We start from the raw sequence: 18,798 nt of genomic DNA, 5'->3' as shown, positions 1-18,798 counted from the left end.
AAGGGCGGTGGACGCCATCGGGTTAGCATTTCTCTTGCGATGGGAATTGGCTCCCAGCGCGCGCGACAAAGCGTGTTCGCATCAAGACTTGGTGGCTGACGGCCGTTGCGGCAATCCTTCATAGGCGGCGACGATCCGCGCCACCAGTTCATGGCGGATGACGTCTTCGGCCGTGAATCTCACCTGGGCGATACCCTCGACGCCATTGAGCAGCTTGGCGGCCTCGGCGAGGCCCGAGGTCTGGCCGTTCGGCAGGTCAACCTGGCTGGGATCGCCGGTGATGATCATGCGGCTGTTTTCACCAAGCCGCGTCAGGAACATCTTCATCTGCATCGACGTGGTGTTTTGTGCTTCGTCGAGGATGATGGCGGCGTTGGTCAGCGTGCGGCCGCGCATGAACGCCAACGGGGCGATCTCGATTTCACCGGTCTGCAACGCGCGCTCGACCACCCGCGAATCCATCAAATCGTACAAAGCATCGTAGATCGGCCTCAAATAAGGATCGACCTTCTCGCGCAAATCGCCGGGCAGGAAGCCCAATCGTTCGCCGGCCTCCACCGCGGGCCGCGACAGGATGATGCGGTCGACTTCCTTGCGTTCGAACAATTGCGCGGCATGCGCCACCGCGAGCCAGGTCTTGCCGGTGCCCGCGGGTCCGATGCCGAACACCAGTTCATGACGCTTGAGCGCGCGGATATAGGCGTCCTGGGCGGCGGTACGCGCCCGCACCGGGCGCTTGCGCAGATTGATGGTGTCGAACGCCTGCTTGGCGGACTTGGCGTCGAACTCGAACAGCGAACCCTGCGCGATCACGGCGCGGATCGCGCCTTCGACGTCGCCTTGCGCCAGGTCGTGTCCCTGGGTTGCCTGCGTGTACAGCGTCTCCAGCACGCGTCGCGCGGCATCGCAGCCATCGCGCGATCCGGCGATGGTGATGTGATTGCCGCGGGAATCGACCACGACGCCAAGCCGGCGCTCGATCAGCGCCAGGTTTTGCCCGTAGGGCCCGACCAGCACCGAGGCGCTCTTGTTGTCCTCGAAGTCGATGACGACCTGGGTTTCGGGTGGAGCTTGCATGTCGCGGTCGAGTTTGCGGCTGGGAGCGAGTGAAGGCGAATCCGATGCACTTTTTGGCAAGGGTTCAGGCTCCCGTATTCAATGGAGGAGAAAAGGCAGGCTGGGCTGCCCGCGCATGCGGCGTGGACGCAAGGGTCTTGGACGCAAGGGTCGTGAACGCAAGAGTACCGAGCAGGCTGTAGCGCTCGAGGCTTTCGATGGTGACCGGCAACACCTGTCCGATGATATCGGGGGAGGCCATCACATGCGCCGGCTGCAGATAGGCAGTGCGGCCGACGATCTGGCCGGGATTGCGGGCGGCGCGCTCGAACAGCACATCGACCGTGCGGCCAATCGCAGCCATGTTGAAGGCCGATTGCTGGCTGTCGATCAATTCCTGAAGCCGCACCAATCGCTCGTCCATCTCAGCCGCTGACACCGTCTCCTGCAAATCCGCCGCCGGCGTGCCTGGCCGCGGCGAATACTTGAACGAATAAGCGCCAGCGTATCCGATTTGTGTGACGAGGGCGAGGGTCGCGGCAAAATCTTCCTCGGTTTCACCGGGAAAGCCGACGATAAAATCCGAAGAAAACGCAATATCTTCGCGTACCGCGCGAAATCGGTCGATGACGCGGCGGTAATCCTCGGCGGTATGCTTGCGATTCATCGCGGCCAGGATCCGGTCGGAACCGGATTGTACCGGCAGGTGCACGAACGGCATCAGCGACGGCAGGTCGCGATGGGCCTCGATCAGTTCCTGGTCGACGTCGCGGGGATGGCTGGTCGAGTAGCGCAGCCGCGCAATGCCGGGTAGTGCTGCGAGGTGAACCAATAGCTTGCCGAGCGACCAGATTTGCCCCTGCGGCCCTTCGCCGTGATAGGCATTGACGTTCTGGCCGATCAAGGTGATCTCGCGGACACCGTTCTCGGTGAGCCTGCGGACGTCATCGACGATCTTGGTCACCGGCCGCGACACTTCGGCGCCGCGGGTATAGGGCACGACGCAGAAGGTGCAGAATTTGTCGCAGCCTTCCTGCACCGTCACGAACGACGAAATGCCGCGCGCGCGGATCGCCGCAGGTTTTGGCGGTGGCAGGAATCCGAATTTGTCCTCGACCGGAAATTCGGTCTCCAGCGCACGGCCGTGGCGCTTGGCATGCGCCAGCAGTTGCGGCAGATGATGATAGCTTTGCGGTCCGACCACGACATCGACCGCGGGCGCGCGGCGGATGATCTCCTGGCCTTCGGCTTGCGCGACGCAGCCGGCCACCGCGATGCTGACCTGGCGCCCGTTGCGCGCGGCTTCTTCCTTGACCACGCGCAGCCGGCCGAGTTCCGAATAGACTTTCTCGGACGCCTTTTCGCGGATGTGGCAGGTGTTGAGGATCACCAGATCCGCATCATCGACATCGGCGGTCTCGACAAAGCCTTCCGGCGCCAAGGTGTCCACCATGCGCTGCGCATCGTAGACGTTCATCTGGCAGCCATAGGACTTGATATGCAGCTTGCGCGGCGGGGTCATGGAACCTGAATGCTGGTTGGACATGGCGCCAATACGGCGCCGGATCGATATGGGCTCCAATTATAGGTCAAAGCCGCGGAAATCCAGCATCCGACCGCCGGAAGCCGTCGTTTTGGAGGGCTCACAGCACCGCCGGGCTCAAACACCGGGCTTTTGGAGCCCATTGTGAGATCAATCAGGCCCGCTGACCGCCGTCCGCGATCAAGGCGGGCAATTGCCGCATATCGTCAAAGGTGATTTGGGCGCCGGCGGCGCGGAGTTTGTCGGCATATCCGGGCCGGCAATGGCTGCCGCCATGAAAGCCCAGCACGTGCATGCCGGCGGCGAGCGCGCCGGTAATCCCGGGCACGCTGTCCTCGATCACCACGCATCGCGCGGGAGGCACGTGCATCTGCTCGGCCGCGAACAGAAACAGATCGGGCGCCGGCTTGCCGCGCGCGACCTGCGTGGCGGAGAAAAGGTTGGGCGCGAGCAGGTCATGGAGGCCCGCGCATTCAAGGCCATGGCGGATTTTTTCGGGCGTGCCGCTCGACGCCACGCATTTGGCGAGGTCAATCGCGGCGATGGCCTCGGCGACAAATGGGATCGCGCGCAGATCCCGTCCATAGGCGTTCAGGATTGTGCTCTTGATCTGCGCCTCGAAATCGTCGGGCAGCGTTTGGCCGATCTCGGCTTCGATGGTGGCGCGGGCTTCGCGATCGGAGACGCCGAGAAACCGCTCGAGCACCTGGTCCTCGGTAATGGCGTAGCCGTGGCGCGTCAGGGTCCGCGCATGGGCGCGGCAGGAAATCAGTTCGCTGTCGACCAGCACGCCGTCGCAATCGAAGATCACGAGATCGAAAGACGAGCGTTTGGTGTGAGGTGTTTCCACGCGCGCCAGATTGCTCAGGACTTGTCGTCGTCCAGCGGGACGCAATACAGCTCGAGCCGGTGATCGACCAGCTTGTAACCGAGCTTGCGGGCGATCTCGGCCTGCAGCTTCTCGATCTCTTCGGACGTGAACTCGATCACCTTGCCGTCGCGCAGATTGATCAGATGATCGTGGTGGCTGTCGCGCATCTGCTCATAGCGGGCGCGGCCCTCGCGAAAATCGTGCCGTTCGATGATGCCGGCATCCTCGAACAGTTTTACGGTGCGATAGACCGTCGAGATCGAGATCTTGTCGTCCACCGCGACGCAGCGGCGGTACAATTCCTCGACATCGGGATGGTCCTCGGCTTCCGCAAGCACGCGCGCGATCACCCGGCGTTGCTCGGTCATGCGCATGCCGGTGGCGGCACAGCGTGCTTCGATGCCGGTGCCCTCGAGCGTGGAGGTGGATTTCAGTGCGGTCATCATCTTCGCCCCAGAGAAGCCCATAATCTAGCAGCTCATGATCCGGAAGCTCATGATCCGCCAAGGCGTTTGCGGCTTGGCGACCGGATCATGCGCACTTCATGATTGGCCCCCTTGTGCCACCGCGCAGGCGTTACGACAAGTCGCGGCGCATCAACAGGGCGTTCAATTGTTCCCCGCCGGGCTGCTGGTAATAGCGTTCGCGGCGGCCAACCACGCTAAATCCAGCCCGTTCATAGAGCCGTCGCGCCGGTTGATTATTTTCCTCGACCTCGAGGAATATGGTGCGGGCGCCGCGGGCCGCCAAGTGCCCCAGATGAGTCAGCAACAGGTTGCGGGACAGGCCGCGGCCCCGCTGGCTCGCCGCCACCGCGATCGACAATATTTCGGCCTCATCGGCGGCCATCCGCGATACCGCGAAGCCGGCGATCTGGCTGCCGATCCTCAGGCGATGCACCAGCGTGTTGCGCTCGGTCAGCATGCCCTCGAATTCGCCTTCGCCCCATCCGCGGTGAAACGATTCGCCATGCAGCTGGGCCAGCCGTCGCGCATCGCGCAACGAAGCGGGTTCGACCACCGGCGTGCCGCCGCCCCACCATCCGGACAGCCAGGATTCGGAGAGCCAGGATTCGTAAAACTTTGGCATTATGAGGCGGAGGGCTGGGCTGCTCTCGGCAGCAGATCCTTGGGCGGCTTTGCATCCGGCGCGCGCAAATAATAGGGCCGGGCGAGCGCGGTGTCCGGATCGACCGCGGCGCCCAGCCACGCCACCCAGGCAATATCCGGTGCGGGCCGCGCATCGACCTGGAACGGCGGCAGCGCATCTTTGGGCCAGCGTTCCGCGAGTATTTGCGCGGCGTTGCCGACCAGATGCGGCGCGCCGAACCGCGCGGCGCCGAGCGCTTCCTCGATCGGGGCGACGCGCGGGGCCAGCAACGAAGTTCCGTCGCCGCCGACCACCTGAACGTAGACATGGTCATGCCGCGCATCGATCGCGGAGATCACCGGCTGCGCGGCATTGATGCTGACGACCGGGGCGGCATACGCCGTCAGCGTGGTAACGCCGACAACCGGCTTGCCGGCCGCCAGCGCGATGCCGCGCGCCGCCGAGAGGCCGACCCGCAGGCCCGTGAAGCTGCCGGGCCCGGTCGTCACCGCGATGCGGTCGAGCGCGGTGAAGGCAACGGCGGCCTCGCGCATGACACGCGCGATCAGCGGCATCAGCGCCTCGGCATGGCCGCGCTTCATCGGAAGCGATTCCTGCGCGATCAGCTTGCTGGCGCGGCTGTCGAGCACACAGGCCGAGCAGGCGTCGAGCGCGGTATCGATGGCGAGGATCAGCATCGAAAGGTGGCGAATGGCGAGTGGCGAATAGCGAATGGAAAGCTAAGGCCGATCTCTATTCGCCATTCGCTACTCACTATTCGCCACTCCCAATCACATCGGCCGGACTTCGACCACGTCGGGCACGAAGTGCTTCAGGAGGTTCTGGATACCGTGCTGCAGGGTCGCGGTGGATGACGGGCAGCCCGCGCAGGAGCCCTTCATGTTGAGATAGACGATGCCGTCCTTGAAGCCGCGGAAGGTGATATCGCCGCCGTCGTTGGCGACCGCCGGCCGCACCCGGGTTTCGATCAGGTCCTTGATCATCTCCACGGTCTCGGCGTCGTCCTCGTTGAAGAACTCGTCCTCTTCGTCGGCCGCCGCGTCGCTGGCGACGCTGCCGTCGGCCAACAGCGGCGCGCCGGACATGTAATGTTCCATGATGGCGCCGAGGATGGCCGGCTTGAGGTGCTGCCAGTCGCTGTCGTCCTTGGTCACGGTGACGAAATCGGAGCCGTAGAACACGCTGGTGACGCCGGCCACGCCGAACAGCTTTTCGGCGAGCGGCGAGCGCGCCGCGGCCTCGCGATTGACGAATTCCATGGTGCCGCTGTCGAGCACCGTGCGGCCAGGAATGAATTTCAGGGTGGCGGGATTGGGGGTGGCTTCGGTCTGAATGAACATGGTTTTCTCCGGCGTCGCCGGTTCAAGGCCGGCGCGTGAGGTTCCCTTAGCAGATGGCGACGACAAACGCACGGTCAAGCCCAATTCGCCCGAAATGACCTGTAATTCCCGCCAATTAGGCTATTCCCGGGGGTGTTTCCCGCCGCCAGGCCTTAAGACAGCGCGTCGATATCGTCGTCGCTCAAATCCCCGGGCACGACGGTCACCGGAATCGGGAACGAGCCGGCTACATTGGCGATCAGGGCGATGATCGGGCCGGGGCCTTCGGGGCCGGGATTGGCCGCCAGCACCAGCATCGCGATATCGACATCCTTGTCGATGACGTCGAGGATCTGTTCGGTCGGGTCACCCTCGCGGATCACCCGCTCGGGTGTGATCGCGGCGATGCCGTTGGCCCGGCCGGCGGCGCGATCGAGCGCGGCATCGGCATCCTCCTGCGCCTCGGCGCGCATGATGTCGGCGACCCCGAGCCATTGCTGATTCTGTTCTTCGAGCTCGATGATGCGCAGCATCACCACGCCGCCGCCGACCCGCATCGCCCAGCGGCTGGCATAATAGACCGCGCGGTCCCATTCCGCGGTGTCGTCAACGATGACGAGGCATTTCGGCTTGTGGCCGCTCTCGTAGCTTCGTCGCTGGGCGGTCATGCATGTCCCGGTGCTGAACCAAACCGGCTGCCATGCTGCCACGGCGCAGGCGTCTTCCACAAGCGGTGTCGCGACGGCGAATTAGCTGGTACAGCGTTTCCGGAGTTAGGATGCTCCCCCGACCTCATCCTCTGAGCCTGTGAAGCTATCTCGGCCGTCATCCCCGGGATGAACGCAATTGCGTTCACCCGTGAGGTGCGAGCTCTTGCGAGCCTCGAAGGATGGCCGCACGCACTGCGCAACACCGTCCTTCGAGACGCGGCGAAGACGCCGCTCCTCAGGATGACGTCAGAGATTGTTTCACAGGCTCCTCAGGACGAGGTCCGGAAGTGTGAACCGATTGGTTTCACGCAATCGATCTATCAGCGCGAACGGATAAATCCGACGATATCCTTGGTCGACTTCATGGTTTCGGCGGCGATGGCGTTGGCGCGCTCGGCGCCATCAACCAAGATTGCATCGACATGGCCGGGGTCGGCGACCAGCCGCTTCATTTCGGAGGCGATCGGCGACAGTTTTTCGACGCACAGCTCCACCAGCGCATTCTTGAAGCTGGAGAACTGTCCGCCACCGAACTCGCTCAGCACCTGTTGCTTGCTGCGGCCGGAAAGCGCCGCATAGATCCCGACCAGATTGTCGGCTTCGGGACGGGTTTCCAGACCCTTTTCCTCCGACGGCAGCGGCTCCGGATCGGTCTTGGCCTTGCGGATCTTCTGCGCGATGGTGTCGGCATCGTCGGTCAGGTTGATGCGCGAATTATCCGATGAATCCGACTTCGACATTTTCTTGGTGCCGTCGCGCAAACTCATCACCCGCGTCGCCGGTCCGGTGATCAGCGGTTCCGGCTGCGGGAAAAACAGCCCTTCGTTAAACCCCTGGCCGCGGATCGAATCGCCGAAATCATTGTTGAATTTCTGCGCGATGTCGCGCGCGAGCTCCAGATGCTGCTTCTGGTCCTCGCCGACCGGCACATGCGTTGCGCGGTACAGCAGGATGTCGGCCGCCATCAGCACCGGATAATCATACAGACCCACCGACGCGTTCTCGCGATCCTTGCCCGCCTTCTCCTTGAACTGGGTCATGCGGCTGAGCCAGCCGACCCGCGCCACGCAATTGAAGATCCAGGTCAGTTCGGCGTGGCCGGACACCTGGCTCTGATTGAACACGATGTGTTTCTTCGGATCGACACCGGCGGCGATGAAGGCCGCCGCGACCTCACGGGTGTTGCGGGCAAGCTCCGCCGGGCCGCCCCAGACGTCCGCCCCTTGCGTGATCGCGTGCATGTCGACGACGCAATAGATGCAGTTATGCGTCTCCTGCAACTTCACGAAGTTGACGATCGCGCCGAGGTAATTGCCGAGATGCAGATTGCCGGTGGGCTGGACGCCCGAAAAAACCCGCTCAACGATGGCCATGGTCGATTTCCCGCTGTTCTGCGCGTCGTTTGCCATGCGCGCTTTATATGCGCAAGTCGCCCCGTGAGGGCTGCCTGACCGCGTTAAGCGTTTCGCGCCAACCGGTTACGCCCAAAAGCCCGAGCAGCAAGCCGTAAATTGCGATCCCGCCGGCGATCAGGGCCAACAGGGCCGCGACCCGCGCCACGCCGTGCATATTCGTAACTTGTGCCAGCGCGAAATGCGCCGCCAGCCACAGCAGCGCTGCCATGGCCAGCGCCGCCACGACGATGCGCGGTAACCGCCGGCGCGCGTCATGATCGATCGCAAACCCGAAGGTCGCAGCGCCGCGCCGGATCAGCGACAAGGCGTTGCTCCAGGCGCCAAGCGCGATCGCGGCCGCGACCCCGCCGGCGCCGAACAACCGGCCGAGCACCACAGCGGCTGCGACCGCCACGACGATGCCCTTCAGCGTTGCCGATAGTGGCGTCGTGGTGTCGTCACGCGCAAAGAAGGCGGGCGACAACGCCTTGACCAGCACATGAGCGGGCAGGCCAAGCGCCAGCCAGATCAGCGCCCGCGCCGTTGCTTCGGTGTCGGCCGAACTGAACAGCCCGTGCTCGAACAACATCCGCACGATCGGCTCGCCCAACGCGATCAATCCCAGCGTCGCCGGCAACGCCAGCCCGACCGCGAGTTCCAGCCCGCGCGACTCGGCATGCGCCATCGCTGCATCATCGTTGCCGCGCAGCGCGCGCGTCAGCTCGGGCACCAGCACGGTGCCCATCGCGACGCCGACAATGCCGAGCGGCAGCTCGATCAGGCGATTGGCGAAATAAAGCCAGGACACCGCCGACGGCGAGGCCGAGGCGATGATGGCGCCGGCAACGATCAGCAATTGCGGCCCGGCGCTTGCGATCATGCCCGGGACTGCTTTGCCGAAAAACCTCAGCATCTCGCGGTCGAATACCACGCGCAGCGGTGTCGCGGTGCCATCGCGTCTCAAGACCAGCATCAGCAATTGCAGAAATCCGGCGATGCCGACGGTCGCGGCAATCACCAGCGCCGCATCGGCTGCGTTTTGCCGCCAGCCGAGTAGCGCGATCATCACGCCGATCAAGGCGATATTGAACAGCAGCGGCGAGAACGCGGTCAGCGTAAAGCGGCCTTGCGCATTCAACAGCGCCATCATCACCGTGACCGGCCCGGCGAACGCCAGATAAGGCAGCATCAGGCGGGCGTCATGGACGGCGAAATCGAGCGTCTCGTTTCCGGCGAAGCCCGGCGCCAGCGCGGCGATCACGAACGGCATCAACAGGCCGATGAGGATGGCGGCGGCGAGCAGCGCCGCGCTGACGGTGCCAAGCACGCGGCCGGCAAAGGCTGCGGCCGCGACCGGGCCGTCGGCGTCGCGCACCCGCAGCCAGGCCGGCACCAGCGCCGCGTTCAGCGCGCCCTCGCTCAGCAATCGCCTGACAACATTGACCAGTTGAAACGCCACCAGAAACGCGTCCGCGACCGGACCCGCGCCCAGCAGCGCCGCGATCATGGCATCGCGGACGAATCCGAGCAGCCGCGAGGCCAGTGTTCCCGTCGATACCGTGAGGAAGGCGCGGATCATGAGGTTCTATAGCAGCCGCGTCGTATCCGCGTCATCCGGAGTGAGGCTATCCCAACCGTCATCCTGAGAGGTTTACCCCGACGTCATCCTGAGGAGCGCGCCCTTGCGCGCGTCTCGAAGGATGGTGTTCAGCGCTGTGCGTGCGGCCATCCTTCGAGACGCGCGAAACGCGCTCCTCAGGATGACGGCTGAGCATGGGGCCAAAGGCTCCCAGGATGACGCCGGTAGTAAGCTTAATCGAACGCCGTTCCGGTGGCCCCGCTTGCTGGCGCTGGCCCGGTCATGATACGCCGCCTCTATCGCCATCGCCGCAACAGGACCGCATCGAATGACTTCAGCGAAATACGACGTTCTCGGGATCGGTAACGCGATTTTCGACGTTCTGGTGCAGACCGACGATGGATTTCTGACTGGCCACGGCATGACCAAGGGCGGCATGGCGTTGATCGACGAGGCCCGCGCGGCCTCGATCTATCGGGACATGGGGCCGGCGACCGAAATGTCGGGCGGCTCGGCCGCCAATACCATTGTCGGCATCGCCAATCTCGGCGCGCGCGCGGCCTATGTCGGCAAGATCAAGGACGACCAGATCGGCCGGCTCTACGCCCACGACATCCGCGCCGCCGGCGTCGCCTTCGAAACCGCGCCGGCGCCGGGCGGTCCCGCCACCGGCTGCTCCTACATTCTGGTGACGCCGGACGGCGAGCGCACCATGAATACCTATCTCGGCGCGGCGCAGGATCTGACGCCCGCCGACATCGACGAAGCCCAGGTCGCGGCGTCCGCGATTCTCTATCTGGAAGGCTATCTCTGGGATCCCGCGAGCGCGAAGGAGGCGTTTGTCAAAGCGTCGACCATCGCCCATGGCGCCGGCCGCCAGGTCGCGCTGACGATGTCGGATTCGTTTTGCGTCGATCGTTATCGCGACGAGTTTCTTGGATTGATGCGCAACGGCACCGCCGACCTGATTTTCGCCAATGAGGCCGAGTTGCGTTCGCTGTACCAAACGCCCGATTTCGACAGCGCGCTGACGCAATTGCGCAACGACGTCAAACTCGGCATCGTCACCCGCAGCGAGAAAGGCTGCGTCGTGGCCTCGAGCGAGGGCGTCATCTCTGTGCCGGCATTCCCGATCCAGAAGCTGGTCGACACCACCGGCGCCGGCGACCTGTTCGCGGCAGGCTTTTTGTTCGGCCTGGTGCGCGGCGCCGGCTACGAGAAAGCCGGCATGCTCGGCGGCCTGGCCGCGGCCGAAGTGATCCAGCACATCGGCGCGCGGCCGCAGACGTCGTTGAAGGAGTTGGCGCAGAAGCACGGGTTGCCGGTGTAGATTGATCTCGCGGGCGCAATCTCTCAGCCGTCATGCCCGGGCTTGACCCGGGCATCCACGTCTTTCTGTTTTTGGATTAGGCCAAGACGTGGATGGCCGGGACATCTGGTGCGAAGACGCGCTTCGCGCTTCTGCCCGGGCATGACGATGTTGAGCCGGTGTTTCCCGGTCACGCCGTCTTCGTCGCCCTTCAACCCAAGCCGGGTCTCGCGCATGCGCGCGCCCGATGACAGGCTTCGCGCGTCTTAGCGTCAGCCTGAACCCATAAATTCAGAGGGTGGGCGTGCGTCCGCTTTGGCGCGCCTTCCGGACTTAAGCTGGCCATCACGAGAAGTCTGCTAAGTGCCAACAACAGACATCGGTGGAGTTTGGAGTAAACTTTATCTATTTGACTCATAGGTCACTACAACTAATTTCTACGATTTCGCGGTTGTGAGTGAACGACAACAAGACCCATGGTAGATTGGCTCTATGGCATCCCTGGAACCCCAACGCTTGGTAGCGGAGTCAAGCACAACCGACGCGACTGCTACAGCGCCGCTCATCATCAATGGCGTGACCGTCCGCCCGCGCGAAAAGATCAACCTTTGGCATTACGGAATTCTTTTCCTGCCGGATTTCGCGCTGCTTCTTGTAATCGCGGGTCTCGGCATGCGTCGCCTGTTGCGATATCTCGACGCCAAAGGAAGGCCGTCTTGACGTTCTTTAGGAAATACATCTTTGAAATTGCGTTGGGGATTTCTATGGTTTCGCTGATCACGTCGATCTGGGAAACAGGCTATTTAATGTTGAACAGGCCGAACCGACCCGATTACTCATCCGGCTTTGTGTATCCGTTCCAAGTCAGAGGTCCGAAAGTCTTCATAACTGCACCGGATGCCAACTGCCTTTCGCTCAGTTCTATCGTATTCATCCTATGCTTTGGATGCATAGCCTACACTTTAGGGCCTAGGACGCATCCTAATGATGTCACCTTGGACGAGACCGGCTCGTTCCACGTTGGCAAACGCAACAGACCCAGCGACCGCCGAATGATTTTCGCTTCGCTCATCGTCGCGGCTAGCTGCTTTCTTTTGTTTGGCAGACTTGTGGCCGACTTTCTTGCAGTGCACGGAATGGTGTTTGCATTTCCAGGGTAACGATCTTCGAACGTGACGAGTTTGCCATTCTTCCACGAAGATATCAGACCGGAGCTTCAAAGCAGAATTGAGAGCCGACCTGAGGGATGTCGGCTTCGTGGCAGAAGCGGAAACCAAACACAGTCAGTGTGCGCTGCCCAAGAGTGCCACTTCATTCCATCTCTGACGCGCGCTTACGCAAACGCCGCTTAACGACCTCGCCCAACGGACTATCCGGTGACTTACGAAATCCTCTCAGCTTTTTCATCCGACCTTTGATCAGTGCCTGAGACTGCGCTTCGTCAGCGTCTGTAACGCTGCGTAGCGCGGAGACTAAAACTTGTTGCACGGAGCGACGCTCGTCTTGATGAGAGAGTTGTTTGCTGCGTGGGATATTCTTACGACTGCTCTTCTGATTTTCGCCATATGTATTGCGTCGGTCGAGTTCGTAGCTGTGCCGCTTCTTGTCCTGTGGAGTTTTGACCTTACTCACAGATTTTCTCCTAATTCGAGCGCCGAAGACGGTTCTCAGTGTTTGCGGCTCGGTAGCACAGCCCATACACCCAACAAGCCGGACTATGACAACGGCGACCGATCAACATCCAACTTTAAGCGCCCTTCCTCGACGCTCAATGTCCTCAAAGTGCCGCCTCGTCGATCAAACAGTGACCATTGGGGATCGCCTTCGGCAGTCATGAATGACGACACGTAGACGCTCTCTTTCAGAGCTACAACGATTTCGGGCAATCTTCCTACGACAGATAGCTCGACGACTGCCTTATTGCGGAGCAGGTCGAACGTCGGCTCCCACAAGTGCTCTTGGCTCCAACTTCCGCACAGGATGGACACTGTGTCTTCAATGCGCCAACTCCACTGGATCATCAGCCCAAGTTCGCCTGTCGGGTTACCGGCTTCTCCGGAACGGCGGGTCCTGGGTGTGAGACGCCCGAACTCCAGAAAGATAGCTGAGCCGTACCCTCGCCAGAGGTGCGACAAAGGCAGACCTATCAGCGCATCGCGAAATGTCTGTAAGACACTATCGCCATCATTGCCCAAGGACGGCCTCCAGATTTCCAGCGACCCGACAAGGTCGGCGTTCGGTTGCATAAGCCGAACACATCTACTTTTTACACCACCAAATGCTCAACTTTGAATGAAGCGGCGAGGTCTGGTGTGGGTCATTCGCATCCATTTGCCCATGCACCGATCACTTCCGGTCCTCCCTCATCAACAGACATGGAAAGCATCGGTCAGCATGTCTCAGAGGTGCCACAACCAGATCTAGGCCGTCTGATCGAGGTCGCGAGATTAGCCGCGGCGTCGCGGGCAGCGCTATATGTTGTCGGTGCTCATTGTTCCGCAGGGCTTGAAGGTTTCGAGCGAGCGTCCGTGCAAGCACCCTTCATGCTTCTGGGCATACGCAAGCACGCCCATGACAATCAAAGCCACTACGACAAATCCAGCTATGACGTTCTGCAACATGGTTGCCACTCCACGGGTTAGCGCGCGACGAAGTAGGCTTCCGCGTGGCCAAAGATAAAAGCCACTCCCGAATTAAGAGCACGACAGGTCGGCTCCGGCTAGAGCAAACTTCCGCCAAGGGTCAAAAGCAGAATTGAGAACCGACCCGAGGAATGTCGGCTTCGTGCCAAAAGGCGACACAGCGCGAACTTAAGGCGCCGACAGGATTTGCCGGCAGGCAGCCGGCAATTGCGACAGGGTTATCGTTGGGACTGGCCTCCCAGTTGAGAGTTCAGCGTGAAGTGCGGTATCGGTGAACCAATAGGCCAGATCCGCTGAGGCACATCCCTCGCTATCCGACGGCGGTGACTGTGGCGTGCAAGCGCTGTCTCCTGGAGGACAAGTTATCCGAACATGGAAGTGATAATCGTGGCCATACCACGGGCGGATCTTGGCAAGCCAACTGCGGTCGCCCTTGGCCTCGCGGCACAGCGCCTTCTTGATCGCGGCGTTGACGAAAATGCGCTCCACCCGCGGCTCCTGGGCGGCTGCACGGATCACCAACAGATGAGTGGGCGTCCAAACGGTGGGATCAATGTCGAGCCGGTCAGCGCGGACCATGTTGGTCGCTGACATTTCCTCACGTTCATTTCGCGACAATTGCTGCTTCGGCATCGGCGTCAACCATATGTCGGCATCCAGCCCAATCTGATGGCTCGCGTGCCCGGTGAGCATAGGCCCACCACGCGGTTGCGACATGTCTTCGATAAGCAGTCCGGGCCAACCCGCCACCTCGTGCGCCTTGGCGGACAATCGCTTCAGCAGGGCAACCATGTCGGGATGTGCCCAGTTGCGATTCTGCGACGGCCGCATGACTTGCCAGGTCTTGCCACTGATCGGAAGCGCCTCTGCGCCGGCAAGACAGCCCTTGCCATAGAAACCGATTGAATGAGCTGCCAGTCGTGCGGGTGATGTCACGCGACCAAACAGCTCATCCGCTCCTAAATCTGGATCGTTGGGATTGACCAGCGGCGGCAGCGGCTTTGGATCAACGCTGCCTTTGTCCTGGCCAAGCACGGCTGTCGCGGTCAAAGCCGCGATGGGCACAGCCAGCATCGTGAGAAGAATTCGTTTGTGCATGCGGTCAGACAATCGATCTTGATGATGCGGCGTTCCGGGACTCGTTAGGGTCCACCCTACTTTGCATGGGGTTGTTTTCGAGATTTTTGTTGAGGCCCTTCCGTGCACCGCCGAGGGGCGCCCATGCTGAGGCCGGGACGCCATGCCTATCCCTCTCTGCAAATGTGTGGAGAGGGGTAGGCGCGAGGTGCATCGGATGAGAATCGTAGGGTGGGCAAAGCCACCGGGTCGCGCGAATGCGCGCCCGATGACGGGCTCCGCGTGGCCACCAATCGCACGCACGATGAACGATGGTGGGCACGGCGCAAGCGCGCCTTTGCCCACCCTACGAGGTCACGCCGTCTTCGCCGCCTTCAACCCGAGCCGCGTTTCGACCGCTTCGCGCATCACGAATTTCTGGATCTTGCCGGTGACGGTCATCGGAAACTCGTCGACGAATTCGACGTAGCGCGGGATCTTGTTGTGCGCGATCTGGCCTTGGCAGAAGCCGCGCACCTCGTCGGCGGTCAGGCTCTCGCCGGATCGGGTTCGGACCCAGGCACACAGCTCCTCGCCGTAGCGGGGATCGGCGACGCCGAAAATCTGCACGTCCTGGATTTTCGGATGGCGATACAGGAATTCCTCGATCTCGCGCGGATAGAGGTTTTCACCGCCGCGGATCACCATGTCCTTGATGCGGCCGACGATGTTGCAATAGCCTTCGTCATCGATGATGGCGATATCGCCGGTGTGCATCCAGCCGCTGGCATCGAGCACGTCTCTGGTTTTTTCCGCTTCGTCCCAATAGCCCAGCATGACGCTGTAGCCGCGGGTGCAGAGTTCGCCGCGCGCGCCGCGCGGCACCACGCGTCCTCCCTGATCGACCACCTTGACCTCGACATGCGGCAGGATGCGGCCGACCGTCGATACCCGGCGCTCCAGCGGATCGTCGGTGGCGCTCTGGAAGCTGACCGGGCTGGTCTCGGTCATGCCATAGGCGATGGTGATGTCGCGCATGTTCATCTGCTCGTTGACCCGCCGCATCACCTCGATCGGGCAGGGCGCGCCGGCCATGATGCCGGTGCGCAGCGACGACAGGTCGAATTTGGCAAAGTCAGGATGGTCGAGCTCGGCGATGAACATCGTCGGCACGCCGTAGAGCGCCGTGCATTTCTCACGTTCGATGGTTTGCAGCGTCACCAGGGGATCGAACCCCTCGCCGGGATAGACCATCGCGGCGCCGAGCGTGACCGAGGCGAGGTTGCCCATCACCATACCGAAGCAATGATAGAGCGGCACCGGAATGCAGATACGGTCCGCCTCGGTCAGGCGCATCGCGCGACCGACGAAATAGCCGTTGTTGAGAATATTGTGGTGGGTCAGCGTGACACCCTTGGGCGATCCGGTGGTGCCGCTGGTGAATTGAATATTGACCGGATCGTCGAATTGCAGCGTGGCGGCGAGTGTCGCAAGCTCGGCGGCGTGGCTCGCGCCGCCGATTCCCGCCACGTCCTCGAACGGGATGGTCCCGGGAAATGCCGGCCCGCCGATCTGGATCACCGCGCGCAGTTGCGGCAACCGCGCCGCATGCAGTTGGCCCGGCGTTGATGTGGCCAGCTCAGGCAGCAGCGTGGTCAGCATCTCCATATAGTTCGAGGTCTTGAACGCCGTTGCCGTGACGATCGCGGCGCAGCCGACCTTGGCCAGCGCGAATTCCAGTTCGCTCAGCCGATAGGCCGGGTTGATGGTGACGAGGATGAGGCCGGCTTTCGCGGCGGCAAATTGCGTCAGCGTCCATTCCGGCCGGTTGAGCGACCAGATGCCGATCCGCGCCCCGCGTTCGAGGCCGAGCGCCAGAAAGCCCGCGGCCAGCGCATCGGCCCGCGCGGCGAATTCTGTCCAGCCCCATCGGACATCGTGGCTCGGCGAAACCAGCGCATCGCGATTGCCCCAGCGCCGGGCCGCGAGGTCGAGGCTGCGCCCGATGGTGTCACCCAGCAGCGGCGCATCGGCCACCCCGCACACATAGCTGTCGGCTTTTTCGGTCAAGTTTGCTTCTCCGCATCTACGCGTAAGAGTGGTTCCGATGAGCTCCCTCCCCCGCAAGGGGGGAGGGAATATGTGCATCAAACAACGGTTGTTTTATCAGGCCGCCTTCTGTCCGGCATCGAGCCCGGCATAGACGCCGCGCTCGAAGCCCGCGAAGGCTTCCAGGCATTTCTTGTCGGCGAACGGCAACAGCTGCATCAGGATCACGCCGGCGACGTCGCGTGCCGGATCGATCCAGTAATAGGTGTTGGCGAGGCCGGCCCAGGCGAGGCTGCCGGGACTGCGGCCTTCCGGGGTCTTGGCGGTGTTGATCAGGAAGCTCAAGCCCCATTTCTTGACGATGTCCGGATAAAGGTCGACATCGTTGGTCGCCCATCCGATCGCCGTCGTCAGCTTGCCCATGTTGAGTTCGCCGATGTGGTTCTGGCCCATCAGCGCGACCGTCTCCGGCTTCAGTACCTGGTTGCCGTTGCCGCGACCCTTGTTGAGGATCATCTGGGTGAACTTGAGATAATCGGCGGCCGTGCCGTAGAGGCCGCCGCCACCCATGTGAAACTCCGGCTCCTGCTCCAGCTCGAACGGGATCGGCGTCAGCGACCCGTCTTCGCCGCGGGCGTGCATGCCGACCAGGCGCTTGCGCATATCGTCTGTGATCTTGAAGCCGGTGTCGCTCATGCCGAGCGGCGTGAACATATGGTCGCGCAAATAAGCGTCGAGCCGCTTGCCGCTGGCGGCTTCCACGGCCTTGCCGACGAAATCGATATTGATGCCGTATTCCCAGCGGGTGCCGGGGTCCGACGCCAACGGCGTCTTCAGCGCGGCGTTCTGGCAGGTGGTGACGGCCGGCGTCCCGGTCTTCTCCAGGTACTGCAAGATGTCGCCGTTCCACATGTTGTAGGCGAAGCCGGCGGTGTGGGTCATGAGATGGCGCAGCGTGATCGGCTTTTTCGCCGGGCGCAGTTTGGGTTCGCCGTTGGCATCGAAGCCTTCAAGCACCTGCGGCGAGGCAAGATCGGGTAGCACCTTGCCGATCGGCTCATCCAGCGACAGCTTGCCTTGTTCGACCAGCTGCATGCCGGCGGCCGAGGTGATCGCCTTGGTCATCGAGGCGATCCAGAACACGCTGTCCTGCGTCATCGCCACGTCCTTGGACAAATCGCGTTTGCCGAACGCGCCTTGATAGATGGTCTCCTTGCTGGTCGCGGCGATCGCGACCACGCCGGGAATTTCCTTGGCGTCAGACATCTGACGCAATAGCTGATCGATCTGAGACTTGCTGTGCATGGATCACCTCCCGTTTATTTTTTGCAGTGGCCGATCATCCTCCGGGCAAGCGCGTCTCGCAAGGCCGGGCGGCACGTTGCCGCTGATGTAGCGATCTCGTGATCGCGGCCGGCCGGCGGCCGACCGCAACGATGACATCTGCTCATAATTTGCGGTGGATGGCGCGGGAGCGAAGGTGACCCCCGGGATGGCAGGCGTTAGGTTGATAGCGGTATTAAGCCTGACCACGATTTTAGTTGTAAGGCGTTCGGATTTCGGCGCAAATAGCGGCCATTGGATGCCGTAATTCTTTAAAACTATTGGCAAATTTTGTTATTGCGCGGAGACAAAGGATGATCTCGACCTGGAGCGAATGGAAGCGATATCCCCGCGCCGGGCGCGGCGAGAATATCGAGGCGCCGATCAGCCCGGGCATTTATGAAGTCCGTTACGCGGGTACCGGTGCACTGCACTCGTTCGATGCGGTCGATAACGTCGCGTCTGCTTTGTCGATGCTGCCGATCGGTTCCAAATCGTGGTTCGGGCGGCGCGAAACCAAGGCCATGCCCGATCTCGAATATCGCACCTGCGCGACCTCTTCCAAGGCGGACGCCAAAGCCGCCGCGGAACGCATGATCGGCCGCCGCGAAACCTATATGAGCGGCGCGGCCTGAGCGGCGCTATCTCGGACGTCATCCTGAGGTGCGCGCCGTTTTCGGCGCGCCTCGAAGCATGGTGTTCAACGCAGTGCTTGCGGCCATCCTTCGAGGCTCGCAAGAGTTCGCACCTCAGAGCGGGAGAATCTTTCGGCCACGAGCATTTGCCAGGGCGGTTGGGGTGTGATTCGATTGCCCTGAGCGCGAAGCAGGGGCTGGC

General features: G+C 62.2%; 20 protein-coding genes. 3 read left to right on the top strand and 17 right to left on the bottom strand.

Annotated elements, in window-relative coordinates; all coding sequences use genetic code 11:
* Nucleotides 1-81: 81 nt before the first annotated feature.
* The 10 genes from GSQ88_RS14530 to murJ form a co-directional block, all read right to left on the bottom strand.
* Nucleotides 82-1,137: a PhoH family protein gene (locus GSQ88_RS14530; RefSeq protein WP_159008443.1), complete on the bottom strand. Its 1,056-nt coding sequence runs from the start codon at nt 1,135-1,137 to the stop codon at nt 82-84.
* A gap of 4 nt (nt 1,138-1,141) precedes the next feature.
* Complete coding sequence (gene miaB / locus GSQ88_RS14525; protein ID WP_159008442.1) at nt 1,142-2,578, bottom strand: tRNA (N6-isopentenyl adenosine(37)-C2)-methylthiotransferase MiaB; 1,437 nt, start codon at nt 2,576-2,578, stop codon at nt 1,142-1,144.
* 175 nt (nt 2,579-2,753) lie between these two features.
* Nucleotides 2,754-3,449: an HAD family hydrolase gene (locus GSQ88_RS14520; protein WP_159008441.1), complete on the bottom strand. Its 696-nt coding sequence runs from the start codon at nt 3,447-3,449 to the stop codon at nt 2,754-2,756.
* 14 nt (nt 3,450-3,463) lie between these two features.
* Entirely contained in the window at nt 3,464-3,913 is a 450-nt protein-coding gene (locus GSQ88_RS14515) for a Fur family transcriptional regulator (RefSeq protein ID WP_159008440.1), read from the bottom strand.
* Nucleotides 3,914-4,046: 133 nt separating this feature from the next.
* Nucleotides 4,047-4,559: a ribosomal protein S18-alanine N-acetyltransferase gene (rimI, locus tag GSQ88_RS14510; protein ID WP_159008439.1), complete on the bottom strand. Its 513-nt coding sequence runs from the start codon at nt 4,557-4,559 to the stop codon at nt 4,047-4,049.
* Complete coding sequence (tsaB, locus tag GSQ88_RS14505; RefSeq protein WP_159008438.1) at nt 4,559-5,257, bottom strand: tRNA (adenosine(37)-N6)-threonylcarbamoyltransferase complex dimerization subunit type 1 TsaB; 699 nt, start codon at nt 5,255-5,257, stop codon at nt 4,559-4,561. The genes rimI and tsaB overlap by 1 nt, the downstream gene beginning before the upstream one ends.
* Before the next feature lie 93 nt (nt 5,258-5,350).
* Entirely contained in the window at nt 5,351-5,920 is a 570-nt protein-coding gene (locus tag GSQ88_RS14500; RefSeq protein ID WP_159008437.1) for a NifU family protein, read from the bottom strand.
* Nucleotides 5,921-6,072: 152 nt separating this feature from the next.
* Nucleotides 6,073-6,567, bottom strand: coding sequence for a universal stress protein (locus tag GSQ88_RS14495; RefSeq protein ID WP_159008436.1), 495 nt, complete (start codon nt 6,565-6,567; stop codon nt 6,073-6,075).
* Nucleotides 6,568-6,929: 362 nt separating this feature from the next.
* Nucleotides 6,930-7,982 (bottom strand): tryptophan--tRNA ligase, encoded by a 1,053-nt coding sequence (trpS, locus tag GSQ88_RS14490; RefSeq protein WP_159008435.1) that lies wholly within the window; start codon nt 7,980-7,982, stop codon nt 6,930-6,932.
* A gap of 43 nt (nt 7,983-8,025) precedes the next feature.
* Nucleotides 8,026-9,582, bottom strand: a complete 1,557-nt coding sequence (gene murJ, locus GSQ88_RS14485) for a murein biosynthesis integral membrane protein MurJ (RefSeq protein WP_159008434.1) — start codon at nt 9,580-9,582, stop codon at nt 8,026-8,028.
* 328 nt (nt 9,583-9,910) lie between these two features.
* On the opposite strand from murJ, the gene GSQ88_RS14480 reads away from it, so the two are divergent.
* Complete coding sequence (locus GSQ88_RS14480) at nt 9,911-10,912, top strand: adenosine kinase (protein ID WP_159008433.1); 1,002 nt, start codon at nt 9,911-9,913, stop codon at nt 10,910-10,912.
* Nucleotides 10,913-10,935: 23 nt separating this feature from the next.
* On the opposite strand, the gene GSQ88_RS14475 is transcribed toward GSQ88_RS14480, so the two are convergent.
* Nucleotides 10,936-11,127 carry a hypothetical protein gene (locus GSQ88_RS14475; RefSeq protein ID WP_159008432.1) on the bottom strand — a complete coding sequence of 64 codons (192 nt, stop codon included), beginning with the start codon at nt 11,125-11,127 and terminating at the stop codon, nt 10,936-10,938.
* 256 nt (nt 11,128-11,383) lie between these two features.
* On the opposite strand from GSQ88_RS14475, the gene GSQ88_RS14470 reads away from it, so the two are divergent.
* Nucleotides 11,384-11,611 carry a hypothetical protein gene (locus tag GSQ88_RS14470; protein ID WP_159008431.1) on the top strand — a complete coding sequence of 76 codons (228 nt, stop codon included), beginning with the start codon at nt 11,384-11,386 and terminating at the stop codon, nt 11,609-11,611.
* Nucleotides 11,612-12,202: 591 nt separating this feature from the next.
* On the opposite strand, the gene GSQ88_RS14465 is transcribed toward GSQ88_RS14470, so the two are convergent.
* The 6 genes from GSQ88_RS14465 to GSQ88_RS14445 all read right to left on the bottom strand — a co-directional run bounded on the left by GSQ88_RS14465 (nt 12,203) and on the right by GSQ88_RS14445 (nt 17,943).
* Nucleotides 12,203-12,523, bottom strand: coding sequence for a hypothetical protein (locus GSQ88_RS14465; RefSeq protein WP_159008430.1), 321 nt, complete (start codon nt 12,521-12,523; stop codon nt 12,203-12,205).
* Nucleotides 12,524-12,606: 83 nt separating this feature from the next.
* Nucleotides 12,607-13,086, bottom strand: a complete 480-nt coding sequence (locus GSQ88_RS14460; RefSeq protein WP_159008429.1) for a hypothetical protein — start codon at nt 13,084-13,086, stop codon at nt 12,607-12,609.
* 276 nt (nt 13,087-13,362) lie between these two features.
* A complete protein-coding gene (locus GSQ88_RS35245; RefSeq protein WP_210253812.1) occupies nt 13,363-13,512 on the bottom strand; it encodes a hypothetical protein in 150 nt (49 codons plus the stop codon).
* 189 nt (nt 13,513-13,701) lie between these two features.
* Complete coding sequence (mepA, locus tag GSQ88_RS14455; protein WP_159008428.1) at nt 13,702-14,631, bottom strand: penicillin-insensitive murein endopeptidase; 930 nt, start codon at nt 14,629-14,631, stop codon at nt 13,702-13,704.
* Between the two features lie 333 nt (nt 14,632-14,964).
* Entirely contained in the window at nt 14,965-16,659 is a 1,695-nt protein-coding gene (locus GSQ88_RS14450) for an AMP-binding protein (protein ID WP_159008427.1), read from the bottom strand.
* A gap of 96 nt (nt 16,660-16,755) precedes the next feature.
* On the bottom strand, nt 16,756-17,943 hold the full coding sequence (locus GSQ88_RS14445) for a serine hydrolase domain-containing protein (RefSeq protein WP_159008426.1): 1,188 nt from the start codon (nt 17,941-17,943) through the stop codon (nt 16,756-16,758).
* A gap of 332 nt (nt 17,944-18,275) precedes the next feature.
* Between GSQ88_RS14445 and GSQ88_RS14440 the strand changes: the two genes are divergently transcribed.
* Nucleotides 18,276-18,596: a hypothetical protein gene (locus GSQ88_RS14440; RefSeq protein ID WP_159008425.1), complete on the top strand. Its 321-nt coding sequence runs from the start codon at nt 18,276-18,278 to the stop codon at nt 18,594-18,596.
* Nucleotides 18,597-18,798 lie beyond the last annotated feature (202 nt).

Origin of the sequence: Bradyrhizobium sp. S69 (assembly GCF_009766005.1) — a bacterium.
In the GTDB taxonomy this organism is placed as follows: Bacteria; Pseudomonadota; Alphaproteobacteria; order Rhizobiales; family Xanthobacteraceae; genus Bradyrhizobium.
This window is presented reverse-complemented; position numbering and strand designations above follow the sequence as displayed.

Coding starts and splice junctions, on each gene's coding strand:
- GSQ88_RS14475 (WP_159008432.1), bottom strand. CDS start 11,127: ATGCGCGAGACCCGGCTTGGGTTGAAGGGCGACGAAGACGGCGTGACC.
- GSQ88_RS14480 (WP_159008433.1), top strand. CDS start 9,911: ATGACTTCAGCGAAATACGACGTTCTCGGGATCGGTAACGCGATTTTC.
- tsaB (WP_159008438.1), bottom strand. CDS start 5,257: ATGCTGATCCTCGCCATCGATACCGCGCTCGACGCCTGCTCGGCCTGT.
- GSQ88_RS14440 (WP_159008425.1), top strand. CDS start 18,276: ATGATCTCGACCTGGAGCGAATGGAAGCGATATCCCCGCGCCGGGCGC.
- miaB (WP_159008442.1), bottom strand. CDS start 2,578: ATGACCCCGCCGCGCAAGCTGCATATCAAGTCCTATGGCTGCCAGATG.
- rimI (WP_159008439.1), bottom strand. CDS start 4,559: ATGCCAAAGTTTTACGAATCCTGGCTCTCCGAATCCTGGCTGTCCGGA.
- mepA (WP_159008428.1), bottom strand. CDS start 14,631: ATGCACAAACGAATTCTTCTCACGATGCTGGCTGTGCCCATCGCGGCT.
- GSQ88_RS14515 (WP_159008440.1), bottom strand. CDS start 3,913: ATGACCGCACTGAAATCCACCTCCACGCTCGAGGGCACCGGCATCGAA.
- GSQ88_RS14500 (WP_159008437.1), bottom strand. CDS start 5,920: ATGTTCATTCAGACCGAAGCCACCCCCAATCCCGCCACCCTGAAATTC.
- GSQ88_RS14445 (WP_159008426.1), bottom strand. CDS start 17,943: ATGCACAGCAAGTCTCAGATCGATCAGCTATTGCGTCAGATGTCTGAC.
- GSQ88_RS35245 (WP_210253812.1), bottom strand. CDS start 13,512: ATGTTGCAGAACGTCATAGCTGGATTTGTCGTAGTGGCTTTGATTGTC.
- GSQ88_RS14470 (WP_159008431.1), top strand. CDS start 11,384: ATGGCATCCCTGGAACCCCAACGCTTGGTAGCGGAGTCAAGCACAACC.
- murJ (WP_159008434.1), bottom strand. CDS start 9,582: ATGATCCGCGCCTTCCTCACGGTATCGACGGGAACACTGGCCTCGCGG.
- trpS (WP_159008435.1), bottom strand. CDS start 7,982: ATGGCCATCGTTGAGCGGGTTTTTTCGGGCGTCCAGCCCACCGGCAAT.
- GSQ88_RS14495 (WP_159008436.1), bottom strand. CDS start 6,567: ATGACCGCCCAGCGACGAAGCTACGAGAGCGGCCACAAGCCGAAATGC.